A 21571-nucleotide genomic window follows, 5' to 3' on the forward strand; every position below is an offset into this window, starting at 1 on the left:
TCTCACAAAGATCGCGGGGTGTCGTTTCCACTGGTGGACAGGCCGTGGCACGATCCCGTGCCATGGGCATCCTCATCCGGCTGGTGATCACCGCCGTTTCGCTGTGGATCGCGACGCTGGTGATCGACGGCATCGAACTGACCGCCGACTCCACCACGACCAAGGCGGGCACGCTGCTCGGCGTCGCGGTGATCTTCGGCCTGGTCAACGCGGTCCTGCGGCCGATCATCAAGACCATCGGCTGCGGGCTGTACGTCTTCACGCTCGGCCTGGTCGCCATTCTGGTCAACGGACTGCTCCTGCTGCTGACCAGCTGGATCGCCGACCAGTTCGACCTGGCCTTCCACGTGGACGGGGTGCTGCCGGCCGTGCTCGGCGCGCTGCTCGTCGGTGTCGTGAGCTGGGTGCTCAACATGCTGGTGCCGGACAACGACTGACCGGCTGAGAAAAAGCAGGCCAGCGGGGCTCGATTGGCCTCGTGACCTGGAACATACGCAAGGACCGCCCCGTCCCCCCGACCTTACGGTGGGGGGATGAGCGATGAGCGGCGTGGATATCTGTACGGCCTCACCGCGTACGTCATGTGGGGCTTCTTTCCCATCTATTTCAAGCTGCTGCGCCCGTCCCCGCCGCTGGAGATCCTGGCGCACCGGGTCGTCTGGTCGGTCGTCTTCGTCGCGCTGCTGCTCACCGGCATGCGCAACTGGCGTTTCCTGGCCCGCATCCTGCACACGCCCCGGCTGCTCGGCGGGGTCTCGCTGGCGGCCCTGCTGATCGCGGTCAACTGGGCCACCTACATCTACGGGGTCAACTCGTCCCGGGTGGTGGAGACGGCGCTCGGCTACTTCATCACGCCGCTGCTCGTGGTGCTGCTCGGTGTCACCGTGATGCGCGAACGGCTCCGGCCGCTGCAGGGGGTGGCCGTCGGGATCGGCGTGCTGGCGGTGGTGATCCTGACCGTCGACTACGGCCGGCTGCCGTACATCGCTCTCACTCTGGCCGCCTCGTTCGGCTGCTACGGCCTGATCAAGAAGCGGATGTCGCTGCCGCCCGCGGAGGGCCTGTTCGTCGAGTCCGCCGTGCTGCTCCTGCCCGCGCTGGCGTTCCTGACCTGGCTCAACCTGTCCGGCGGCGCGGAGTTCGGCCACGTCTCGGGCCTGCACACGGTGCTGATGCTGGTCGCCGGTGTGCTCACGGCGATTCCGCTGCTGCTGTTCGCCGGTGCGGCGAACCGGGTGCCGATGGTCGGCCTCGGCATCCTGCAGTACGTCGCACCGATTCTTCAGCTCGGCGTCGGGGTGCTGATCTACCACGAGCCGATGCCGCCGGCCCGGCTCGCCGGGTTCGGTCTGGTCTGGCTGGCGCTGCTCGTCTTCACCGTGGACGGTCTGCGCAGCGCTCGTGCCGCGGCACGGGACCGCGCGGCGGTGGTGGAGCCGGTCCTTCAGGCGGGCGGTTCGTAGACGAGCATCACCCGGTCGTCCGAGCGCACCAGTTCCAGGCGGGAGAGGCTGCCCTGGGTGAAGTGGGTGGCGGCCGGCAGCAGGAACTCCGCGCCGGGCTGGGCCAGCCAGGATCCGAGCTGTTCGGTCTGCTCGTCAGGCCCGTAGGCGACGAGCCGGAACGTGTACGGCCGGGCCGACTTGCTGTACGAGCACTGCATCTCCACCCGGCTCCCGGCGCCGGTGCTGGTGATCCGGATGGTGGCCGCGATGGGTGACGTGCTGTCGACCGGGGTCATCGCGATCGCGGGCCCGGGCGGTGGCGTCGGCTGTCCCGGCGAGCCGCGCAGCCCCCAGAACGCCAGTCCGCCACCGATCATCAGCACCAGGACGACCGCTGTCACCGTGCTGAACACACGGATCGGGAAGGCTCGTACCCGCTTCGCGGGGGGACGGCGGGCGGGATCGGGGAAACGCTGGACAGGGCCGGGCCGGGACGACGAGAACAGGGTCGGGTCCAGCAGACGCTCGAAGTCGTCCGCGTCCAGACGGTCCAGCATGTCCGGCACCTTGGCCAGATCGGCCACCGCCTCCCGGCAGAACGAGCAGGACGCCAGGTGGCTCTCGTACGCGGCACGTTCGATCGGCGACAGCGCGCCGAGGACATAGGCGGCGTCATCGTGCCCGTCCTCACACCGCATCCGAACCGCCTCCAGCCGGGTTTGTGGTCCCGGTTGGTGGTACGCGGTATCGGTCGCGAAGGTTCAACGAACCCTTAAAGCCCCACCTCAAGCCGTGGCGGCTCAAATTCGGAGAGCGACCACCCGTTCAGGCGGTTGCGGACTCCCCTCCGGACAGCGCCTCCGCCACGTTGCGCGCGGCGGCGGTGAGTTTCGCCCGGACCACCCGTGCCGAGGTGAGCATCTCGGCGGCCGGCATCGAGCAGGCCAGGACGAGCCGCCGCTCCATGTCGCGGTCGGCGACCACCACCACGGCGGCGGACGCCAGGCCCTGCCGGAACTGGCCCATCTCGATCTGCATGCCGCGCCGCTCGCCGGCGGCCAGGTCGGCTTCGAGAGCCTCGGGCGTGGTGAGGGTGGCCGGGGTGAATGCCCGCATCCCGTAGTCACGCAGATAGCGCGACCGCTGGTCGGGGGTGAGCGTCGCGAGCAACGCCTTGCCCAGTGCGGTGGCGTGTCCGCCCTCGTCGAAACCGGGCGCCACGTCGTCCATGAACGGGGACCGGGCGCCTTCGGCCGAGGCGGTGACGGCTATCCGTCCGCCGACGAACCTGCCGAGGTAGTGGCTGTATCCACTGTCGACAGCCGCCCGGCGCAGCGCCTCGCCGACCGCGGGCGGGCCGCGGAAGGCGGAGACCAGCTCACGGTACCGATCGGCGATCTCCAGGCCGACGATGTATGTGCCGTCTTCACGACGGATCACGTAGCCCTCGTAGGCGAGGGTCCGCACGAGGTGGTACGTCGTCGCGACGGTCAGTTCGCATCGTCGTGCGATCTGCTTCACGGTGAGTCCACGCGGTGCCCGACCCACCGATTCCAGCACGCGCAGGGCACGCGACACGCTCCGGATGAGATCTGACGGCTCCGCTAGGGGGTCACGCACAGCTACCTCCGTGGCCAGGGACTTACACCATATGAACAATCAGCTCCCGGGGGAATGCCAAACAGAAGTGGATCACGGTCGATTTACACAGCGCGTGTGATCGATGGAACTGTCCGCATCGAGAGGTCGCCGGAACGGCCTACTCTGCGTCCGATGCGCGACCCCGGCACAGAACCCGACACCACCGGCTCCACCAGCACAAACGCGGTCCGGGCAACGGGTGGCGCCCTTACCACGACGATCTCTGTTTCGATACCCGTCTTCCTGGTCGGCGGTCTCGCCGTTCAGGTCGGCGACGAACTCGGCTTCTCGCCGGCCGGGCTCGGACTGGTGGTCTCCACCTACTTCGGAGTGAGCGCGCTCGCCTCCATCCCGGCCGGGACGCTCGTCGAGCGCCACGGCGCCACCCGGACCGCCCGGATCGCCCTCGGGCTCGCCGCCACGGTCCTGATCGGCATCGCGGTCGGGGCACGGTCGCTGTGGACGCTGACGGCGATCCTGGCGCTCGGCGCCGCCGCCAACGCCATGGGGCAACTGGCGAGCAACACCAGCCTGTCCCGGCACGTTCCGGTGCACCGGCAAGGCCTCACCTTCGGCATCAAACAGGCCGCCATCCCGGTCGCCACGGTCCTCGCCGGCGCGGCCGTACCCGCACTGGCCCTCACCCTGGGATGGCGCTGGGCCTTCGTCCTGGCCGGGCTGCTGGCCGCCGCCACCATTCCGCTCGTGCCACGCGAGATCGCACACCGGCGTCACCGCCCGGAACCCGGCCGGGCCACCGGCCCTCTGATGGTCCTCGGCATCGCCAGCACCCTGGCGGCGGGGTCGGCCAACGCGCTCAGCACCTTCGTCGTCTCGTCCGCCGTCGAGCGCGGCATCATGCCCGGCCCGGCCGGTCTCGTGCTCACCCTCGGCGGCGCGATCTGCGGTCTGGCCCGGATATACGGTGGCTGGCAGGCCGACCTCCGCCCGGAACGGCAGGTCAGCGTGATCGCCGCGCTGCTCGTCACCGGCGCCGCCGGACTCGCCCTGTTGGCCGTGCCGGGCACTCCGGCCCTCGTGGCCGGGGTCGTTCTCGGCTTCGGATTCGGCTGGGCCTGGCCCGGCCTGATGAATTTCGCCGTGGTCCGGCTGCACCCGCAGGCGCCGGCCGCGGCCACCTCGATCACGCAGACCGGCGTTTACGCGGGCGGCTGCATCGGGCCGATCGGGCTCGGCGCGATCGCCCACACCGCCGGTTACCCCGCGATGTGGGTGACGGCGGCGGTCGCCATGCTCGGCGCCGCCACCCTGATGCTGGCCGGCAGCCGGATCCTCAGCCGGTCCGGTCGGCGATGAAGTCGCAGAGCGCCTCCATCGTGCGCCTCGCCTCGCCCTCGGGAAGCGGCGCCAGACGGGCCCGGGCCTCCTCGGCATAGCTACGGACGGTCTCTCGCGCCCGCTTCATCGCCGCCGACTCACGCAGCAGCGTGAGCGCCTCGGCGTGCAGCGCGTCGTCGGTGATCGGGCCGGCCGACAGCAGCTCCCGCAGGCGGGCCGCGGAGGCGTCGATGTCGTCACCGGCCAGCGCGTAGAGCACCGGCAGCGTCGCAACGCCCTCACGCAGATCGGTGCCGGGCGTCTTGCCTGACTGCACCGACTCGCTGGCGATGTCGAGCAGGTCGTCGGAGAGCTGGAAGGCGATGCCGATGGTCTCGCCGTAGCCCGCCAGCGCTTCCACGAACTCCGGGCGCGCCCCGGAGAAGAGGCCGCCGAAGCGGGCCGCGGTGGCGATCAGGGAAGCCGTCTTCTCGGTGATGACGTGCAGGTAGTGCTCGATCGGGTCGGTGCCACGCGGGCCCACCGTCTCAGCGATCTGCCCGTGCACCAGGCGTGCGAACGTCTGCGCCTGCAGGCGGACCGCCTCGGTGCCGAGAGTCGCCGCAAGGTCGGCGGCCTGGGCGAAGAGATAGTCACCGACCAGGATCGCCACCGAGTTGCCCCAGCGCGCGTTCGCGCTCGGCGCCCCACGCCGGACGAGAGCCTCATCCATCACATCGTCGTGGTAGAGCGTCGCCAGGTGGGTCAACTCCACCACGTTGGCCGCAGCGACGATCTTGGGCGACGATGGATCACCGAACTGCGACCCCAACGCGACGAGCAGCGGCCGGAACCGCTTGCCCCCGGCGTCGGCCAGATGCCGCGCGGCCTCGGCCACCAGGGGATCGGCGCTGGCCACACAGTCTCGCAGCGCGACCTCTACAGCGGCCAGCGTCGCCGACACCGACTCGTCCATCGCGGGATCGACGTCGAGGCCCAGCGATGACAGCGCCAGATCGCGCAGCGCGGACTCACTCAGCGTCGACTCACTCAGCGTCGAATCGCGCAGCGCCGACTCGCTCGAATCACCGGTGCTCACCACGCTTTCACGATGCCATACCGGTCTGACGCTTTCAGTCCCAGGGTGGCACGCGACAAGATCAAAAATCCGACACCTGGGGTACGGCCCACGAAGGCGCCCGTGCCTCCCGGTCCGGGCGGCCGCCACACCGGCACGCCCCATCGCCGCCGGCTCATGCGATGGCGGCCGCAGGTTCGCCCCGAGCCACCGTGACCGGCAGGAGCAGGCGGCAGAAATCGGTCATCCGACTCGCGGATAGTCCAGGTAGGACCCCGGCCGCCGACCGTCCTCGACGCCAGGAGCCCCGGCCGTGGCCGGGGCTCCTGGACTGATCAGTTTCGAACTGGACACGGTCAGCGGACGAACTGTGCCGCCTCGCGCGTCAGCTCGATCAGCGGCGCCGGGGCCACGCCCAGTCCCACCGTCACGAGCAGGCCCAGCGCCAGCACCGCCGAGGTCAGGAAACCGGGGATGGAGACCGCGGGCGTCGACTCCCCCGGCTCTGACAGCCACATCAGCACGACGACCCGCAGGTACGGGAACGCCAGCAGCATGCTGGTCACCACACCGAAGATCACGAGCCAGGTCTGCCCGCCTTCGAAAGCCGCGCCGAAGACCGCGAACTTACTGGTGAAGCCGCTGGTCAGCGGGATACCCGCGAAGGCGAGCAGGATGAGGGTGAAGACGCCGGCGAGCAGTGGGCTCTTCCGGCCGATCCCGGCCCAGCGCGACAGGTGGGTCGCCTCGCCGTCCGAGTCACGCACCAGGCTGATGATCGCGAACGCGGCGAGCACCGAGAACCCGTACGCCACCAGGTAGAACATCGTGCTGCTCAGGCCCTCGTCGTTGAGCGCGAGGACACCGACCATCAGATAACCCGCGTTGGCGATCGACGAGTAGGCCAGCAGGCGCTTCAGATCGGTCTGGGTGACCGCCAGGATCGCGCCGGTGAACATGGTGAGCACCGCGATCGACCCGAGGACCGGCTGGAAGTCCCAGCGCACCCCCTCGAACGCCACGTAGAGCACCCGCAGCAGGGCCCCGAACGCGGCGACCTTGGTGCAGGCCGCCATGAACGCGGTGACCGGTGTCGGCGCGCCCTGATAGACGTCCGGCGTCCAGACGTGGAACGGCGCCAGCGCGGCCTTGAAGAGCAGACCGATCGCGACCATGCCCAGCCCCACGTAGAGCAGCACCTGGCTGCGCTGCGGGTTGGCGACCGCGTCGTGCACCACGCTGAGCTGGATCCCGCCGGCGAACCCGTAGATGAAGGCGACACCGAACAGGAAGAACGCCGAGGCGTACGAGCCGAGCAGGAAGTACTTGAGCGCGGCCTCCTGGCTGAGCAGGCGCCGGCGACGGGCCAGCGCGCACAGCAGGTAGAGCGGCAGCGAGAAGACCTCCAGCGCCACGAACATGGTGAGCAGGTCGTTCGCGGCGACGAACAGGAGCATCCCGCCGAGCGCGAAGGTGGCCAGCGGGTAGACCTCGGTGGCGCCGGGCTGGCCGCCGGCCTGCTTCATGTCCTTCTGCGAGCCGACGGTGACCGCGGCCTGCGAGACGAACACGCCGCCCCGCTCGATCGAGCGCTCGCCGATCAGCAGCATGGACACCCCGCCGAGCACCAGGATCGAGCCCTGCAGGAAGAGCGTCGGCCCGTCGACGGCGACCGCGCCACCGATGGTGATCGTGCGGGTGCCACGCTCCATGATCACCGCGACCAGCGCCGCCACGATGGCGAGCAGCGACAGTGAGAGCTGGGCGATGTTCCGGGCCCGGCGCGGGACCAGCACCTCGAGCAGAACCCCGGCGCAAGCCGCGCCGAACAGGATCAACATCGGCAGCAGGGCCGCGTAGTCGATCGGGGGCAGTTTCAACGGTTCCATGGTCAGCCGCCCACCTTTCCGCCGGCCTCCACCGTGGGGACCGGGTCCTTCGCGCCGACGTCCTGCATCGTCGCCTGCACCGCGGGGTTGATCACGTCGATGACCGGCTTCGGGTAGAAGCCGAGTACCAGCAGGAGCACGATCAGCGGGGCGACGACCGCCTTCTCCCGCAGGGTGATGTCCTTCGACATGGCGGGCAGTTCGGCGAGAGCCGGGTTGAGCGTGCCCTGGGTGGTCCGCTGGATCATCCACAGCACGTACGCGGCGGCCAGCACGATGCCGATGGTCGCCACCACGGCGTAGCCCTTGTTCGTGCTGAACGTGCCGATCAGGACGAGGAACTCGCTGACGAACGGTGCGGTGCCGGGCAGCGCCAGCGAGGCGAGACCGGCGAAGAACAGCACCCCGGCCAGCACCGGAACCAGCTTCCCGGCCCCACCGAAGTCACTGACCAGTGAGGATCCGCGCCGGGCCACGAACATGCCGACCACGATGAACAGCAGGCCGGTGGCCAGCCCGTGGTTGACCATGTAGAGCACCGCGCCGGTGCCCGCCTGCGTGGTGAAGGCGAAGATGCCGATGCCGATGAAGCCGAAGTGCGCGATCGACGTGTACGACACCAGCCGCTTCAGGTCGTTCTGGCCCACCGCGAGCAGTGCCGCGTAGATGATGCCGATCACGGCCAGGATCATGGCCGTCGGCGCGAACCAGCGCGACGCCTCGGGGAAGAGCGAGAGGCAGTAACGCAGGATGCCGAACGTGCCGACCTTGTCCATCACACCGACGAGCAGCGCGGCGGCGCCCGCCGGAGCGGCGCCACCGGAGTCCGGCAGCCAGGTGTGGAACGGGAAGAACGGCGCCTTGATCGCGAACGCCACGAAGAAGCCGAGGAACAGCCATCGGGCGGTGTTCTGGTCGATCGCCGCGGTCGACTTCGCGAGTTCGGTGAAGTCGAAGGTGTGCCCGCCGAGCACCCACAGCCCGATCACGGAGGCCAGCATGAAGAGGCCGCCGACCAGGCTGTAGAGGAAAAACTTGACGGCCGCGTACTGCTTCTGGCCGCTGCCGAACGACCCGATGATGAAGTACATCGGAATCAGCATGATCTCGAAGAACACGTAGAACAGGAAGACGTCCGCCGCGGCGAAGACCCCGATCATCGTGAACTCGAAGGACAGCAGCAGCGCGAAGTAGGCCGGCGCCGAGCGGGTGCTCTGGTCGACGTCGTTCCAGGACGCCAGGATGACGACCGGGAACAGGATCGCGATCAGCATCAGCATGACGAGCGCGATGCCGTCGGCGGCGAAGGTGAAGTTCGCCCCCCACGCCGGGATCCAGGTGTAGGACTCGCGGAACTGGAACCGGTCGCCGTCGATGGTGAAGGCGGCCCACATGAAGACGCTGAGCACCAGTACGACCAGCGACCAGCCCAGTGCGACCAGCTTGGCCAACTGCGCCTTGCTGCGCGGGATGAAGGCCACCACCGCCGCTCCCACCAACGGCAGGAGCGTCAGGATGGACAGGAACGGGAAGTCAGCGAACATTATTCGGCCTCCGAACGTCCGCAAGTCGCCGGCCGCCGTGGCGACCGGACCGAATGATGTTCGTCACGCCAACCACCCCAGCTGGATCGCGAGGAAGGCGCCGACCACGAGCATGGCGCCGGTGAGCATCGACAGGGCGTACGATCGCACGAATCCGGTCTGAAGCCGCCGCAGCCTGCCGGACCCACCGCCCACCCCGGCCGCAAGGCCGTTGACCAGGCCGTCGATCCCCCGGTTGTCGAGGAAGACGAGCGCCCGGGTGAGGTAGATGCCGGGCCGTTCGAAGACGGCCTCGTTGAAGGCGTCGGTGTAGAGGTTGCGGCGTGCCGCGGTGACCAGCACACCGGCCGGCTGCGGCTCCGTCGCCGTTCCGTTCCGGAACAGCGCCCAGGCCAGGCCCGCCCCGAGGACCGTGACCAGCAGCGACAGAACGGTGACGATCGTGTGGCCGCTGTCGCCCAGCACGCCGTGCGGCGCGGCCTGTTGCTCGCCGAAGACGGGGGTCAGCCAGTTCGGCACGCTGGTGCTCATCAGGAAACCGGCGCCGACCGAGCCGGCCGCCAGCAGGATCAGCGGAATCGTCATGATCGCCGGTGACTCGTGCGGGTGCTGGTTGTCCTCGGTCCAGCGGGCCGGACCGTGGAAGGTCAGCACGAAGAGCCGGGTCATGTAGAACGCGGTCAGACCGGCGCCGAGCAGCGCCGCCGTCCCGAACACCCAGCCCTGCCAGGCCACCTCCCGCTCGAAGGCGGCCGCGATGATCGGCTCCTTGGAGAAGAAGCCGGACAGCGGCGGGATGCCGATGATCGCCAGCCAGCCGGTCGCGAAGGTGAAGTAGGTGATCTTCATGTGCTTGCGCAGACCACCGAACCTGCGGATGTCGACCTGGTCGTGCATGCCGTGCATGACCGAGCCGGCCCCGAGGAACATGTTGGCCTTGAAGAAGCCGTGCGCCAGCAGGTGGATGATGGCCAGGGCGTACGCCCCGCCGCCGAGCCCGACGCCGAGGAACATGTAACCGATCTGGCTGACGGTCGACCAGGCCAGGACACGCTTGATGTCGTCCTTGGCCGCGCCGATGAGGCAGCCCATCAGCAGGGTCAGCGCGCCGACGCTCACCACGATCAGCTGCAGCGTGGTGTTCGCCGAGAAGATCGGGTTGGACCGGGCGATCAGGTAGACGCCGGCGGTGACCATGGTCGCCGCGTGGATGAGCGCGGAGACCGGGGTCGGGCCCTCCATCGCGTCCGGGAGCCAGGCCTGCAACGGGAACTGGCCGGACTTGCCGCACGCGCCGAGCAGGAGCAGCACACCCATCACCAGGATCGTCCCGGCGGCGAGCGAGTCGACCCCGTTGAAGACCTCGTCGTACTGGGTGCTGCCGAGCTCGGTGAACATCAGGAAGATGCCGATGGCCAGGCCGGCGTCGCCGACCCGGTTCATCAGGAACGCCTTCTTGCCGGCGGTGGCCGCCGACGGTTTGGTGTACCAGAACGAGATCAGCAGGTAGGACGCCAGGCCGACGCCTTCCCAGCCGAAGTACAGCATCACGTAGTTGTTGCCCAGGACCAGCAGCAACATCGCCGAGACGAAGAGGTTGAAGTAGGCGAAGAACTTCCGCCGGCCTGGATCGTGCTCCATGTACCCGACCGCGTACAGGTGGATCAGCGATCCGACGCCGGTGATCAGCAGCACGAAGACGCCGGCCAGCGGGTCGAAGAGCAGGCCGAAGTCGACGTTGAGGCGGCCGACCACGATGAAGTCCCAGAGGCTCAACTCGGCCGAGCGGCGCTCGGGGTCGAGACCGGAGAGATTGAGGAAGAAGATCAGCCCGAGTACGAACGAGGCGGCGACCGAGGCGACACCGAGCCAGTGGCCCCATTTGTCGGCCCGTTTGCCCAGCAGCAGCAGGATCGCCGCGCTGGCCAGCGGGATGGCCACGAGCAACCAGATGTTGCTCAACACTCCCGTCGCGGGGGCGAACTCCACAGCAAGATCCACGTGAAGGCCCTTCAGTACTTGAGGAGGTTCGCGTCGTCAACGCTCGCCGAGCGCCGCGTACGGAAGATCGACATGATGATGGCGAGACCGACCACGACCTCGGCAGCCGCGACGACCATCACGAAGAACGAGATGATCTGGCCGTCCAGGCCGCCGTTGATCCGGCTGAAAGTGATCAGCGCCAGGTTCGCCGCGTTCAGCATCAGCTCGATGCACATGAACAGGACGATCGCGTTGCGGCGGACCAGCACCCCGGAGGCTCCGATGGTGAAGAGGATCGCCGCCAGCACCAGGTAGTAGTCAGGCGTCACTTCTCAGTCCCCTTCGGCGCGACCTCGGACGGGGTCAACTCGCGAACCGGAAGGATCGGCGAGATGCTCCGCTCGGCGCCGTTGCCGTCCGGCAGGCGGCCGGGCGCGGCCACCGACATGGTGTTCGCGTAGACGCCGGGACCGGCCTTCGCGCCGGGGTAGTTGCCCGGGCGGAAGCGTTCCTTCATCCGGGTCACCTGGTCACGCTTGTCCTCCTGCGCCTTCTCCACGTGGGCGAGGATCATGGCGCCGACCGCGGCCGTGATGAGCAGGGCCGAGGTCACCTCGAAGGCGAAGACGTACCGGGTGAACAGGAGCGCGGCCAGGCCCTCGACGTTGCCGTTCTGGTTTGCCGCGTCGAGGCCGATCACGGTGTTGTTGCCGAGGGAGCGTGCCAGGCCGGTGCCGATCAGGGCGGCGAAGCCGACGCCCAGCACGATCGCGGCGATCCGCTGGCCACGCAGGGTCTCGATCAGCGAGTCCGACGCGTCCCGGCCGACCAGCATCAGCACGAACAGGAACAGCATCATGATCGCGCCGGTGTAGACGATGATCTGGACGAAGCCCAGGAACGGCGCTGAGTTGATCACGTAGAAGAACCCGAGGTTCAGCATCGTGAGGACCAGCCAGAGCGCGGAGTGCACCGCGTTGCGGGCCAGCACCATGCCGAGCCCCCCGATCACCGCGAGCGGTCCGAGGATCCAGAAGGCGACCTGTTCGCCGGTGGAGACGGCCCCCATCACACGACCTCCTTCCCGGTGACCTCGTTCGACGGCGCCCGCTCGGCGCCGATCGACGTGCCCGGGTTGGTGAGCGCACCGATGTAGTAGTCCTTGTCGGTCTCACCCAGCCGCATCGGGTGCGGCGGCTGCTCCATGCCGGGCAGCAGCGGGCCCAGGAGCTCCTTCTTCGTGAAGATCAGATCCTGGCGGTTGTCGCGGGCCAGCTCGTACTCGTTGCTCATGGTCAGCGACCGAGTCGGGCAGGCCTCGATGCACAGCCCGCAGAAGATGCACCGGGCGTAGTTGATCTGGTAGATCTTCGCGTACCGCTCGCCGGGCGAGAACCGCTGCTCGTCGGTGTTGTCGCCACCCTCGACGTAGATCGCGTCGGCCGGGCAGGCCCACGCGCACAGCTCGCACCCGATGCACTTCTCCAAGCCGTCCGGGTGCCGGTTCAAGATGTGCCGCCCGTGGTAGCGCGGCGCCGGCTTCGGCGGGGAGAACGGGTAATCAGTGGTGATCACCTTGCGGAACATGTGCGCGAAGGTCACGCCGAAACCTTTGAAGGAGCCGGTCACCGTGCCCACGTCACACCTCCTTCGATTCGGGCTCGCCGCCGACGGTGGCCGGGGCACGTTCGGCCACGGCTCGGCGGGCGCGGGGGCTCGGCGGGACCTGGAGATCCATCGGCGGGACCGGGAAACTGCCCGGCGGCCGCTGATGCAGTTCTTCCTCGATGGAGAGCCGCCTCGGTTTCTTCTGTGACGGCCAACCCCAGGCGACGCCCAGGACCAGGACCGCGATGACGCCCGTGGAGATCCACCGGACCTCGTCGGAGAGCGCGCCGCTGCGAGCGACCTTGAAGTACGCCAGGAACAGGATCCAGACCAGGTTGACCGGGATCAGGACCTTCCAGCCGAAGCGCATGAACTGGTCGTAGCGCATCCGGGGGAGCGTGGCCCGCAGCCAGATGAAGCCGAAGAGCAGGATCAGCACCTTGCCGAAGAACCAGAGCAGCGGCCAGTAACCGGAGTTCGCGCCCTCCCAGAACGTGGTGATCGGGGCCGGGGCCCGCCAGCCGCCCAGGAAGAGCGTGGTCGCGAACGCCGAGACGGTGATCATGTTGATGTACTCGGCGAGGAAGAACAGCGCGAACTTGAACGACGAGTACTCCGTGTGGAAGCCACCGACCAGTTCGGACTCCGCCTCGGGCAGGTCGAACGGCGCCCGGTTCGTCTCACCGACCGCGGCGATCAGGTAGATGATGAAGCTCGGCAGCAGCTGGACCGCGTACCAGCCGGGGGCGGTCACCTCGAAACCGAAGAGCTCCACCGGGTTGCCGGAGGCCTGCGCCGCCACGATCTGCGAGGTGCTCATCGTGCCGGCGGTCATGAAGACCGCCACGATGGACAGGCCCATCGCGACCTCGTAGGAGATCATCTGCGCGCTCGACCGCAGACCGCCGAGCAGCGGATAGGTCGAGCCGGAGGCCCAGCCGGCCAGCACCACGCCGTACACCGCCATCGACGAGCAGGCGAGCAGCACCAGCACCGAGACCGGCACGTCGGTGAGCTGCAGCGCGGTCTGCTGGCCGAACATGTTGACCACGCCGCCGAACGGGATCACCGAGAACGCGGTGAACGCCACCGTCGCCGAGATCACCGGGGCGATGAAGTAGACCACCTTGTCGGCGGTCTTCGGGATGATCTCCTCCTTGAACGGCAGCTTCATGCCGTCGGAGAGGCTCTGCAACCAGCCCTTGGGGCCGACCTGGTTAGGGCCCGGCCGGACCGCCATCCGGGCCACGACCTTGCGCTCGTAGTTGATCGTGAACAGCGTCAGGAGCAGAAGCAGCACGAACAAGCCGAACAGCTTGATCAGCGAGATCCACCAGATGTCGTTCTCGAACGTCTCCAGCGTCGGGTCGACGGCGGTCGCCGCCAGCACGATCTGGTTCACAAGGCCCCCTCGGCGAGAATCGAGCCGGGGACGCCGGCCGTCAGCTTGACCACCGCGCCGGCGGTGACGCCGAGACTGCGCCGGACCGTCGAGCCCGGCGAGTTCGTCGGCAGCCACACCACCCGCGGCGGCAGGTCGGTGATCGCGGCCGGCAGCGTGACCGACCCCCGGACCGTGCTGACCGTGACCAGGTCACCGTCGGCGAGCCCGAGAGACTCGGCGAGATCCTTGCCGAGCCGGGCCACCGACGGGCGGGCCGTGCCCGCCAATACCTGGTCGCCGTCGAGCAGCGAGCCCAGGTCGATCAGGTGATGCCAGGTGGCGAGGACGGCCTCGTGCTCGCCCGGCTCGGCGGCGCGAGCCGCCGCGACGGACGGAACGGTGGACGCGGCCCGGTTCGGCGAGGCGTTGCCCGGCAGAGAACCCAGCTCGCGCCGGATCGCATGGACATCACCGGTGTTCAGGGTGACGTCGAGCAGGGCGGCGATCGCCTCCAGCACCCGGCCGTCGGTCATGGCGGTGCTCTTCAGCACCGCGTCGAACGACCGGAGCCGGCCCTCCCAGTCCATGTAGGTGCCGGCCTTCTCCACGGCGGGCGCGATCGGCAGCACCACGTCGGCCCGCCGGGTCACCGCGCTCTGCCGGATCTCCAGGCTGACCAGGAACGGCACCGCGTCGAGCGCCTCCTCGGCCAGTTTCGGGTCGGCCAGGTCGGCCGGGTCGACGCCGCCGACCAGCAGGGCGCCGAGTGTGCCGTCGGCGGCCCCCGCGATGATCCGGTCGGTGTCCCGTCCGGGCGTGCCGTGCAGCACGCCCGGTTCGGCCTTCCAGGCCAGCGACAGCGCGGCACGGGCCGCGGCGTCGGTGACCGGGCGGCCACCGGGCAGCAGGTTCGGCAGGCAGCCGGCGTCGACGGCGCCGCGGTCACCGGCCCGGCGGGGCACCCACGCGAGTTTCGCGCCGCTGCGGGCGGCCAGCGCGGCCGCCGCGCTGAGCCCGCCCGGTGCTTCTGCCAGCCGCTCGCCCACGATCAGCAGGGAGCCCGGTGCGCTGAGCGCCTCCGCCACCGCGGAGTCCGTGCTCAGGACATGAGCCTCATCCCCCGGGACGGCCGCGACGAGCGCGGCGCCCAGCTTCTCCAGACCCCGGGAGAGGTACGGCGAGACGGCCGTCACCTTGAGCTTCTTCTTGACGTGGCCCTTACGCAGGCGCAGGAAGAGGATCGGTGACTCCTCCTCCGGCTCCAGACCGGCGAGCACCACCGACGGCGCGTTCTCCACCTGCTCGTACGTCACCTCGGTGACCCCGGCGACGGCGGCGGCCAGGAAGTCCGCCTCCTCGGTGACCGACACCGGTGTGCCCGTCGCACGCAGCGGACGAGCCCGGAAGTCGATGTCGTTGGTGCCGAGGACGGTCCGGGCGAACTTGGCGTAGGCGTACGCGTCCTCGACCGTCAGCCTGCCGCCCGGAAGAACCCCGACGCCGCGCGAGATCGCCGCCTTGAGGCCTTCGGCCGCCGCGTACAGCGCCTCGCTCCAGGAGGCTTCGCGCAGCTCACCGGTCTTGGCGTCGCGAACCAGCGGGGTGGTGATGCGGTCGGTGGCCGTGGCGTAGCGGAAGCCCCAGCGGCCCTTGTCGCAGTTCCACTCCTCGTTCACCGCGGGGTCGTCGCCGGCCAGCCGCCGCAGCACCTTGCCGCGGCGGTGGTCGGTGCGCTGGGCGCATCCGGAGGCGCAGTGCTCGCAGGCACTCGGCGAGGAAACCAGGTCGAACGGCCGGGCCCGGAACCGGTACTGCTCGCCGGTCAGCGCTCCGACCGGGCAGATCTGGATGGTGTTGCCGGAGAAGTAGGAGTTGAACGGGACGTCGCCCTCGCCGTCTCCGACCTCACCGTCGCCGGTGCCGTCGCCGCCGAAGAAGTCGTCGCGGTAGACGTTGATCTGCTCGCCGGACGAGCGGTCCATCAGGTCGATGAACTTGTCACCGGCGATCTCCTCGGAGAACCGGGTGCAGCGCTGGCAGAGCACGCAGCGTTCCCGGTCCAGCAGCACCTGGCTGGAGATGTGGATCGGCTTCTGGTACTCCCGCTTCTCCTCCTTGAACCGGGACTCGGCACGGCCCGTGCTCATCGCCTGGTTCTGCAGCGGGCACTCACCGCCCTTGTCACAGGTCGGGCAGTCCAGCGGGTGGTTGATCAGCAGCATCTCCATGATGCCGGCCTGCGCCTTGGCGGCGACCGGCGAGCTGAGCTGGGTCTTGACGACCATGCCCTCGGCCACCGTCTGGGTGCACGAGGCGACCGGCTTGCGCTGCCCCTCCACCTCGACGAGGCACTGCCGGCAGGCGCCGGCCGGCGCGAGCAGCGGGTGGTCGCAGAACCGCGGAATGGCCACACCCATCCGCTCGGCGACCCGGATGACGAGCTCGCCCTTCTCGGCGGTCACCTCGATGCCGTCGACGGTGAGAGTGACCTGATCGGTCTTCTTGGCTACGTCCGTCATCAGTGCGCTCCTACAAGGGACTTCTCGGAGAGCCGCGGCGCGGTGCGGCCCTCGATATAGCCGAGGTAGTCGTCCCGGAACCACTTGAGCGTCGACACGACCGGCGTCGCCGCGCCGTCGCCGAGGCCGCAGAAGGACCGGCCGAAGATGTTGTCCGCCGTGTCCTGGAGGGTGTCCAGGTCGGCGACGGTGCCCTGACCGGCCAGAATGCGGCGGTAGGTGCGGACCATCCAGTAGTTGCCCTCCCGGCACGGGGTGCACTTGCCGCACGACTCGTGGTGGTAGAACTCCAGCCACCGCCACGTGTTGTAGACCGGGCAGTCCTGGTCCGAGAAGATCTGCATCGCCGTGGTGCCGAGGATCGACCCGGCCGCCGCGACCCCTTCGAAGTCCATCGGGGTGTCGATGTGCTCGGCGGTCAGGATCGGCGTCGACGAGCCGCCCGGCGTCCAGAACTTCAGCTCGTGGCCCGGCTGCATGCCCCCGGCCAGCTCGATCAGCTCGCGCAGGGTGATGCCGAGGCCGCACTCGTACTGGCCCGGGTTGACCACCCGGCCGGAGAGCGAATAGATCATCGGGCCGGCCGACTTCTCGGTGCCCATGCTCTTCCACCAGTCGGCGCCGCCCAGCACGATGTACGGCACGCTGGCGATGGTCCCGACGTTGTTGACCACGGTCGGGCTGGCGTAGAGGCCGGCGATGGCCGGGAACGGCGGACGCAGCCGGGGCTGGCCGCGGAACCCTTCCAGCGAGTCGAGAAGCGCGGTCTCCTCACCACAGATGTACGCGCCCGCGCCGCTGTGCACGACCAGGTCCAGGTCGAAGCCCGAGCCGAGGATGTTCTTGCCGAGGAACCCCTTGGCGTACGCCTCCTGGACCGCGTGGCGCAGCCGCCGTGCGGCGTGCACCGCCTCGCCGCGGATGTAGATGAACGCCCGGTTGGCCCGGATGGCGTAGGACGCGATGATCGCGCCCTCCACCAGCGAGTGCGGGTCGTACGTCATCAGCGGCAGGTCCTTGCAGGTGCCGGGCTCGCCCTCGTCCGCGTTGATCACGAGGTAGTGCGGCTTACCGTCGCCCTGCGGGATGAAGCCCCATTTCAGTCCGGTGGGGAAGCCGGCGCCACCACGGCCGCGCAGTCCGGAGTCCTTGATCAGCTGGATCAGGTCGTCCGGGTGCACGTCGAGTGCCTTGCGCAGTGCCAGGTAACCGTCGAGCCGCTCGTAGACCCCGATCTGCCAGGCGTCCGGCGAGAGCCAGCGCTTGGTCAGGACGGGGGTGAGCTTCTGAAGGACCTCCGGCCGGGGCTGGGTCACTTCTCCTCCTCGGTGGCGCGCGGAACGTTCTGCCACCCGGGGTTCGGGTCGACGTCGGCCGGTTTCTGCTCGGCGGTGCGCTCGGTGACGATCCGCTCGCCGCGGTTGGTGTCACCGGCGGGTTTGCCGTCGCCGGCCGGCTCGTTGCTCGCCGTTCCGGCTTCTTCGGCGGGGTTGCCGGGCGCCGGCGTGGTCGTCGGGGGATCACCCGGGGTGTCGGCGGTGGGATTGCGCGACTCCGCCGCGCGTACCTCCGGGTCCTTGACGTCGCCGGTGTCGGTGGTCTTGCCGGCGTGCCGGTGCTCCCCGACCTTCTCGGCGACCGCGCCGGCCGCGGTCCTGACCGCCGTCGCCGCCTTCTTGGCGACCGCCGCGATGCGGCCCTCGGCCGGCTTGTCCTCGACCGGCTTGTCCGCCGCGTCCGTCCGGGGCGGGAGCGCGCTCTCGTCGCGGGCCGGCTTGGTTTTGGTGATCGGGGTGTCGGTGTCGAACCCGGCGACCGCGACGCCGTGCTCCTGGGCCAGGCGCACGCCGCGCAGCGTCGGCGCGCCCGCCACGCCGTCGCCCACCGCGCCCTCGCGCGGGTCGGCGAACCCGGCGAGCTGGTACTGCATCTCCTTGAGCGAGCAGATCCGGGCGCCCCGGCTGGGCGTCGGCCGCTGGCCCTGGCGCAGGTGCTCCACCAGCTCGACCGCGCTCTGCGGGGTCGCCTGGTCGACGGTGAAGTCGTAGTTGACCGTCACCACCGGGGCGTAGTCGCAGGCCGCCAGGCACTCGGCGTGCTCCAAGGTGATCTTGCCGTCGGCCGTGGTCTCGTCGTGGCCGACACCGAGGTGTTCGACGAGTTCGTCGTAGATCTCCTGGCCGCCGAGCACGTTGCACAGGGTGTTGGTGCAGACGCTGACCAGGTACTCGCCGGTCGGACGCCGTTTGTACATGGTGTAGAAGGTCGCGACCGCACCGACCTGGGCCTTGTTGATGCCCAGCACGTCGGCGCAGAACGCCACCCCGCCCGGGCTGACGTAGCCCTCCTCGGTCTGCACCAGGTGCAGCAGCGGCAGCAGCGCGGAGCGCTCCCGTCCGGCCGGGTAGCGGGCGAGGATCTCGCGCGCGGGCTCGAGCAGCTTCGCCGCCAGCGGTTCGGCGGCCGGCGAGAATTCCACCGTTGTCATCGGTCACACCCACCCATCACGGGATCCAGCGAGGCGCCGCCGGCGATCACGTCGGCCAGCAGAGCGCCCTCGGCCATCGCGGGGATGGCCTGAAGGTTCACGAAGCTCGGTTCCCGGTAGTGCACCCGGTACGGATGGGTGCCCCCGTCGGAGACCGCGTGTACGCCGAGTTCGCCACGCGGATGCTCGATGGCGACATAGACTTGACCAGGCGGAACCCGGAAGCCCTCGGTCACGAGCTTGAAGTGGTGGATCAGCGACTCCATCGACTGGCCCATGATCTTCGCGACGTGTTCGAGGGAGTTGCCGAGACCGTCGAGGCCGAGCGCGAGCTGCGACGGCCATGCGATCTTCTTGTCCTCGATCCAGATCGGCCCGGGACGGAGGCGGTCCAGTGCCTGCTCGACGATCTTCAGCGACTCACGGATCTCCGCCATCCGGACCAGGTAACGGCCCCAGACGTCGGCGGTGGTCGCGGTGGGCACGTCGAACTCGTAGTTCTCGTAACCGCAGTACGGCATGGTCTTGCGCAGGTCCCACGGCAGGCCGGCGGAGCGGAGCACCGGGCCGGTGATACCGAGCGCGAGGCACCCGGTCACGTCCAGCACGGCGACGCCCTGCGTCCGCTGCTGCCAGATGATCTGGCCGGAGAGCATGGCCTCGTACTCTTTGAGCTTCTTCGGCAGGTACTTCAGGAAGTCGCGGATCTTGCGGACCGCAGAGTCCGGGATGTCCTGCGCGAGGCCGCCGGGGCGGATGTAGCCGTTGTTCATCCGCAGCCCGGAGGTCTCCTCGAAGATGTCGAGGATGTACTCCCGCTCGCGGAAGCCGTACAGCATCATCGAGATCGCGCCGAGCTCCATGCCCGTGGTGGCGAGCCAGACCAGGTGCGAGGCGATTCGCTGGAGCTCCATGAAGAGCACCCGGATCGTGGTGACCCGCTCGGTGATCTGGTCGGTGATGCCGAGCAGCTTCTCCACCGCGAGGCAGTAGGCCGTCTCGTTGGACATGTTGGCGAGGTAGTCCATGCGGGTGACGAAGGTGACGCCCTGGGTCCAGTTGCGGTACTCCAGGTTCTTCTCGATCCCGGTGTGCAGGTAGCCGATGACCGGGCGTACGTCGGTCACCGTCTCGCCCTCGAGTTCGAGCACCAGCCGGAGCACGCCGTGCGTGGACGGGTGCTGCGGCCCCATGTTGACGACGATCTTCTCGTTGCTGAGCGGGTCGACGCTGGCGGTGAGGGAGTCCCAGTCCCCGCCGGTGACCGTGAAGACGCGACCTTCGGTGGTCTCGCGTGCGCTCGCGTATTCGGACGTGGTCACTGGTAGACCCTCCGCTGGTCGGGGGGCGGAATCTCGGCGCCCTTGTACTCGACGGGCACGCCGCCGAGGGGGTAGTCCTTGCGCTGGGGGTGGCCCTCCCAGTCGTCCGGCATCAGGATCCGGGTGAGGTTCGGATGGCCGGTGAAGACGACGCCGAACATGTCGTAGATTTCCCGCTCCTGCCAGTCGGCGGTCGGGTAGACCTGGGTGACGCTCGGGACCGTGACTCCGTCGGCCACCGCGACCTCCAGCCGCACACGGCGCCGATAGGTCATCGAAGTCAATTGATAAGCGACGTGGAAACGGCGCTCGTCGGATCCGAGATAGTCCACCGCGTCGACCGAGGAACAGAGTTCGAACCGCAGGGAGGCGTCGTCACGCATTACCTGACACACCTCGGCGATGTGTTCGGCGCGTACGTGAAGTGTGAGCTCCGCCCTATCCACGACCACCTTCTCGATTGCTTCCGAGAGGGCCGGATAAGCTTCCTCCAACGCGTCATAGACGTCGTCGAAATATTCGCCGTATGGCCGTGGGCTGTCAAAAACAGCAGGTCTAGGGCGGGCTAGGCGACCGAAGCCGGAGACGTCTCCGGTCCCCTTGACTCCGAACATGCCCTTATCCGGGCTAGGCGGCGTCTGTGCCGGAGCACCCAATTCGGCGCCCACCGGGACGCTACTGTCGGTTCCGGGTTGAATACTCATTTGTGAACCTCCCGCAAATGCGGCTGGAGTTTCATCCAGTTCTCGATCCGCAATTGCTCCTCGCGTCCCTCTTTCACTGCCTGAGTCCATTCCGCGCGGCGGACCTTGTCCACGCGGTATGACGACGGCATGGCGCCGGGCGCGACGATCGGAACTCGGCCCTCGGCCTGCCGAGCTTCGAGCATCTTGCGTCCGTTCGGCCCGAGTGGCTGCGCCATGACCTTCTCGCGCATCTTGAGGATCGCGTCGATCAGCATCTCCGGCCTCGGCGGGCACCCGGGTAGGTAGATGTCGACCGGAACGATGTGGTCGACGCCCTGCACGATCGCGTAGTTGTTGAACATCCCGCCGGACGAGGCGCAGACCCCCATCGAGATCACCGAGCGCGGCTCAGGCATCTGGTCGTAGATCTGCCGGACCACCGGGGCCATCTTCTGGCTGACCCGGCCGGCCACGATCATCAGGTCGGCCTGCCGAGGCGAGGCCCGGAACACCTCCATCCCCCAGCGACCCAGGTCGTAGTGGGGACCGCCGGCGGCCATCATCTCGATGGCACAGCAGGCGAGGCCGAAGGTGGCTCCCCAGAACGACGACTTACGGGCCCAGTTGGACACCTTCTCCACGCTCGTCAGCAGGATGCCTGACGGGAGTTTCTCTTCGATACCCATAGCGCAGTGCCTTCCAGTGA

At 68.7% G+C, this 21571-nt stretch carries 19 protein-coding genes; 3 read left to right on the top strand and 16 right to left on the bottom strand.

Annotated features, from left to right (window positions below):
- Nucleotides 1-62 precede the first annotated feature (62 nt).
- Together QLQ12_RS18545 and rarD are read left to right on the top strand one after the other, a co-directional pair.
- The gene (locus QLQ12_RS18545; protein WP_282761438.1) at nucleotides 63-437 is read left to right on the top strand and encodes a phage holin family protein; all 375 of its coding nucleotides are present in this window, start codon (nucleotides 63-65) and stop codon (nucleotides 435-437) included.
- Between the two features lie 96 nt (nucleotides 438-533).
- Nucleotides 534-1463, top strand: coding sequence for an EamA family transporter RarD (gene rarD, locus QLQ12_RS18550; RefSeq protein WP_282761439.1), 930 nt, complete (start codon nucleotides 534-536; stop codon nucleotides 1461-1463).
- Here rarD and QLQ12_RS18555 read toward each other — a convergent pair.
- Nucleotides 1445-2143, bottom strand: coding sequence for an anti-sigma factor (locus QLQ12_RS18555; RefSeq protein WP_282761440.1), 699 nt, complete (start codon nucleotides 2141-2143; stop codon nucleotides 1445-1447). The genes rarD and QLQ12_RS18555 overlap by 19 nt on opposite strands.
- 127 nt (nucleotides 2144-2270) lie before the next feature.
- Complete coding sequence (locus QLQ12_RS18560) at nucleotides 2271-3065, bottom strand: IclR family transcriptional regulator (protein ID WP_043522768.1); 795 nt, start codon at nucleotides 3063-3065, stop codon at nucleotides 2271-2273.
- Nucleotides 3066-3218: 153 nt separating this feature from the next.
- Here QLQ12_RS18560 and QLQ12_RS18565 point away from each other — a divergent pair, with 153 nt between their 5' ends.
- Entirely contained in the window at nucleotides 3219-4403 is a 1185-nt protein-coding gene (locus tag QLQ12_RS18565) for an MFS transporter (protein ID WP_282761441.1), read from the top strand.
- Here QLQ12_RS18565 and QLQ12_RS18570 read toward each other — a convergent pair.
- The 14 genes from QLQ12_RS18570 to QLQ12_RS18635 form a co-directional block, all read right to left on the bottom strand.
- A complete protein-coding gene (locus QLQ12_RS18570) occupies nucleotides 4381-5340 on the bottom strand; it encodes a polyprenyl synthetase family protein (RefSeq protein ID WP_282761544.1) in 960 nt (319 codons plus the stop codon). The two genes, QLQ12_RS18565 and QLQ12_RS18570, sit on opposite strands and share 23 nt — an antisense overlap.
- A gap of 458 nt (nucleotides 5341-5798) precedes the next feature.
- Complete coding sequence (nuoN, locus tag QLQ12_RS18575; protein ID WP_282761442.1) at nucleotides 5799-7331, bottom strand: NADH-quinone oxidoreductase subunit NuoN; 1533 nt, start codon at nucleotides 7329-7331, stop codon at nucleotides 5799-5801.
- 2 nt (nucleotides 7332-7333) lie between these two features.
- Nucleotides 7334-8875, bottom strand: coding sequence for an NADH-quinone oxidoreductase subunit M (locus tag QLQ12_RS18580; protein ID WP_282761443.1), 1542 nt, complete (start codon nucleotides 8873-8875; stop codon nucleotides 7334-7336).
- A gap of 63 nt (nucleotides 8876-8938) precedes the next feature.
- Nucleotides 8939-10876: an NADH-quinone oxidoreductase subunit L gene (gene nuoL, locus QLQ12_RS18585; RefSeq protein WP_282761444.1), complete on the bottom strand. Its 1938-nt coding sequence runs from the start codon at nucleotides 10874-10876 to the stop codon at nucleotides 8939-8941.
- Between the two features lie 11 nt (nucleotides 10877-10887).
- Complete coding sequence (gene nuoK, locus QLQ12_RS18590; RefSeq protein WP_282761445.1) at nucleotides 10888-11187, bottom strand: NADH-quinone oxidoreductase subunit NuoK; 300 nt, start codon at nucleotides 11185-11187, stop codon at nucleotides 10888-10890.
- On the bottom strand, nucleotides 11184-11927 hold the full coding sequence (locus QLQ12_RS18595) for an NADH-quinone oxidoreductase subunit J (protein WP_282761446.1): 744 nt from the start codon (nucleotides 11925-11927) through the stop codon (nucleotides 11184-11186). The genes nuoK and QLQ12_RS18595 overlap by 4 nt, the downstream gene beginning before the upstream one ends.
- On the bottom strand, nucleotides 11927-12496 hold the full coding sequence (nuoI, locus tag QLQ12_RS18600) for an NADH-quinone oxidoreductase subunit NuoI (protein ID WP_328518289.1): 570 nt from the start codon (nucleotides 12494-12496) through the stop codon (nucleotides 11927-11929). Before nuoI ends, QLQ12_RS18595 begins: the two co-directional genes overlap by 1 nt.
- Nucleotide 12497: 1 nt before the next feature.
- On the bottom strand, nucleotides 12498-13853 hold the full coding sequence (gene nuoH, locus QLQ12_RS18605; protein ID WP_282761545.1) for an NADH-quinone oxidoreductase subunit NuoH: 1356 nt from the start codon (nucleotides 13851-13853) through the stop codon (nucleotides 12498-12500).
- 11 nt (nucleotides 13854-13864) lie between these two features.
- On the bottom strand, nucleotides 13865-16369 hold the full coding sequence (locus QLQ12_RS18610) for an NADH-quinone oxidoreductase subunit G (protein ID WP_282761447.1): 2505 nt from the start codon (nucleotides 16367-16369) through the stop codon (nucleotides 13865-13867).
- Entirely contained in the window at nucleotides 16369-17685 is a 1317-nt protein-coding gene (gene nuoF, locus QLQ12_RS18615; RefSeq protein WP_282761448.1) for an NADH-quinone oxidoreductase subunit NuoF, read from the bottom strand. Before nuoF ends, QLQ12_RS18610 begins: the two co-directional genes overlap by 1 nt.
- Nucleotides 17682-18857: an NADH-quinone oxidoreductase subunit NuoE gene (gene nuoE, locus QLQ12_RS18620; RefSeq protein ID WP_282761449.1), complete on the bottom strand. Its 1176-nt coding sequence runs from the start codon at nucleotides 18855-18857 to the stop codon at nucleotides 17682-17684. Before nuoE ends, nuoF begins: the two co-directional genes overlap by 4 nt.
- Nucleotides 18854-20179: an NADH-quinone oxidoreductase subunit D gene (locus QLQ12_RS18625; RefSeq protein ID WP_282761450.1), complete on the bottom strand. Its 1326-nt coding sequence runs from the start codon at nucleotides 20177-20179 to the stop codon at nucleotides 18854-18856. The genes nuoE and QLQ12_RS18625 overlap by 4 nt, the downstream gene beginning before the upstream one ends.
- Nucleotides 20176-20883 (bottom strand): NADH-quinone oxidoreductase subunit C, encoded by a 708-nt coding sequence (locus QLQ12_RS18630; protein WP_282761451.1) that lies wholly within the window; start codon nucleotides 20881-20883, stop codon nucleotides 20176-20178. Before QLQ12_RS18630 ends, QLQ12_RS18625 begins: the two co-directional genes overlap by 4 nt.
- Nucleotides 20880-21551 (bottom strand): NuoB/complex I 20 kDa subunit family protein, encoded by a 672-nt coding sequence (locus QLQ12_RS18635; RefSeq protein WP_282761452.1) that lies wholly within the window; start codon nucleotides 21549-21551, stop codon nucleotides 20880-20882. Before QLQ12_RS18635 ends, QLQ12_RS18630 begins: the two co-directional genes overlap by 4 nt.
- Nucleotides 21552-21571: the final 20 nt, after the last annotated feature.

This window comes from Actinoplanes sandaracinus (assembly GCF_030009775.1).
Taxonomy (GTDB): domain Bacteria; phylum Actinomycetota; class Actinomycetes; order Mycobacteriales; family Micromonosporaceae; genus Actinoplanes; species Actinoplanes sandaracinus.

Excerpts from the sequence above, each read along its gene's own strand:
- nuoN (WP_282761442.1), bottom strand. The coding sequence starts at position 7,331 with ATGGAACCGTTGAAACTGCCCCCGATCGACTACGCGGCCCTGCTGCCG.
- QLQ12_RS18630 (WP_282761451.1), bottom strand. The coding sequence starts at position 20,883 with ATGAGTATTCAACCCGGAACCGACAGTAGCGTCCCGGTGGGCGCCGAA.
- QLQ12_RS18555 (WP_282761440.1), bottom strand. The coding sequence starts at position 2,143 with ATGCGGTGTGAGGACGGGCACGATGACGCCGCCTATGTCCTCGGCGCG.
- QLQ12_RS18570 (WP_282761544.1), bottom strand. The coding sequence starts at position 5,340 with ATGGACGAGTCGGTGTCGGCGACGCTGGCCGCTGTAGAGGTCGCGCTG.
- QLQ12_RS18610 (WP_282761447.1), bottom strand. The coding sequence starts at position 16,369 with ATGACGGACGTAGCCAAGAAGACCGATCAGGTCACTCTCACCGTCGAC.
- QLQ12_RS18580 (WP_282761443.1), bottom strand. The coding sequence starts at position 8,875 with ATGTTCGCTGACTTCCCGTTCCTGTCCATCCTGACGCTCCTGCCGTTG.
- QLQ12_RS18595 (WP_282761446.1), bottom strand. The coding sequence starts at position 11,927 with ATGGGGGCCGTCTCCACCGGCGAACAGGTCGCCTTCTGGATCCTCGGA.
- QLQ12_RS18635 (WP_282761452.1), bottom strand. The coding sequence starts at position 21,551 with ATGGGTATCGAAGAGAAACTCCCGTCAGGCATCCTGCTGACGAGCGTG.
- nuoE (WP_282761449.1), bottom strand. The coding sequence starts at position 18,857 with ATGACAACGGTGGAATTCTCGCCGGCCGCCGAACCGCTGGCGGCGAAG.
- QLQ12_RS18565 (WP_282761441.1), top strand. The coding sequence starts at position 3,219 with ATGCGCGACCCCGGCACAGAACCCGACACCACCGGCTCCACCAGCACA.
- QLQ12_RS18545 (WP_282761438.1), top strand. The coding sequence starts at position 63 with ATGGGCATCCTCATCCGGCTGGTGATCACCGCCGTTTCGCTGTGGATC.
- rarD (WP_282761439.1), top strand. The coding sequence starts at position 534 with ATGAGCGATGAGCGGCGTGGATATCTGTACGGCCTCACCGCGTACGTC.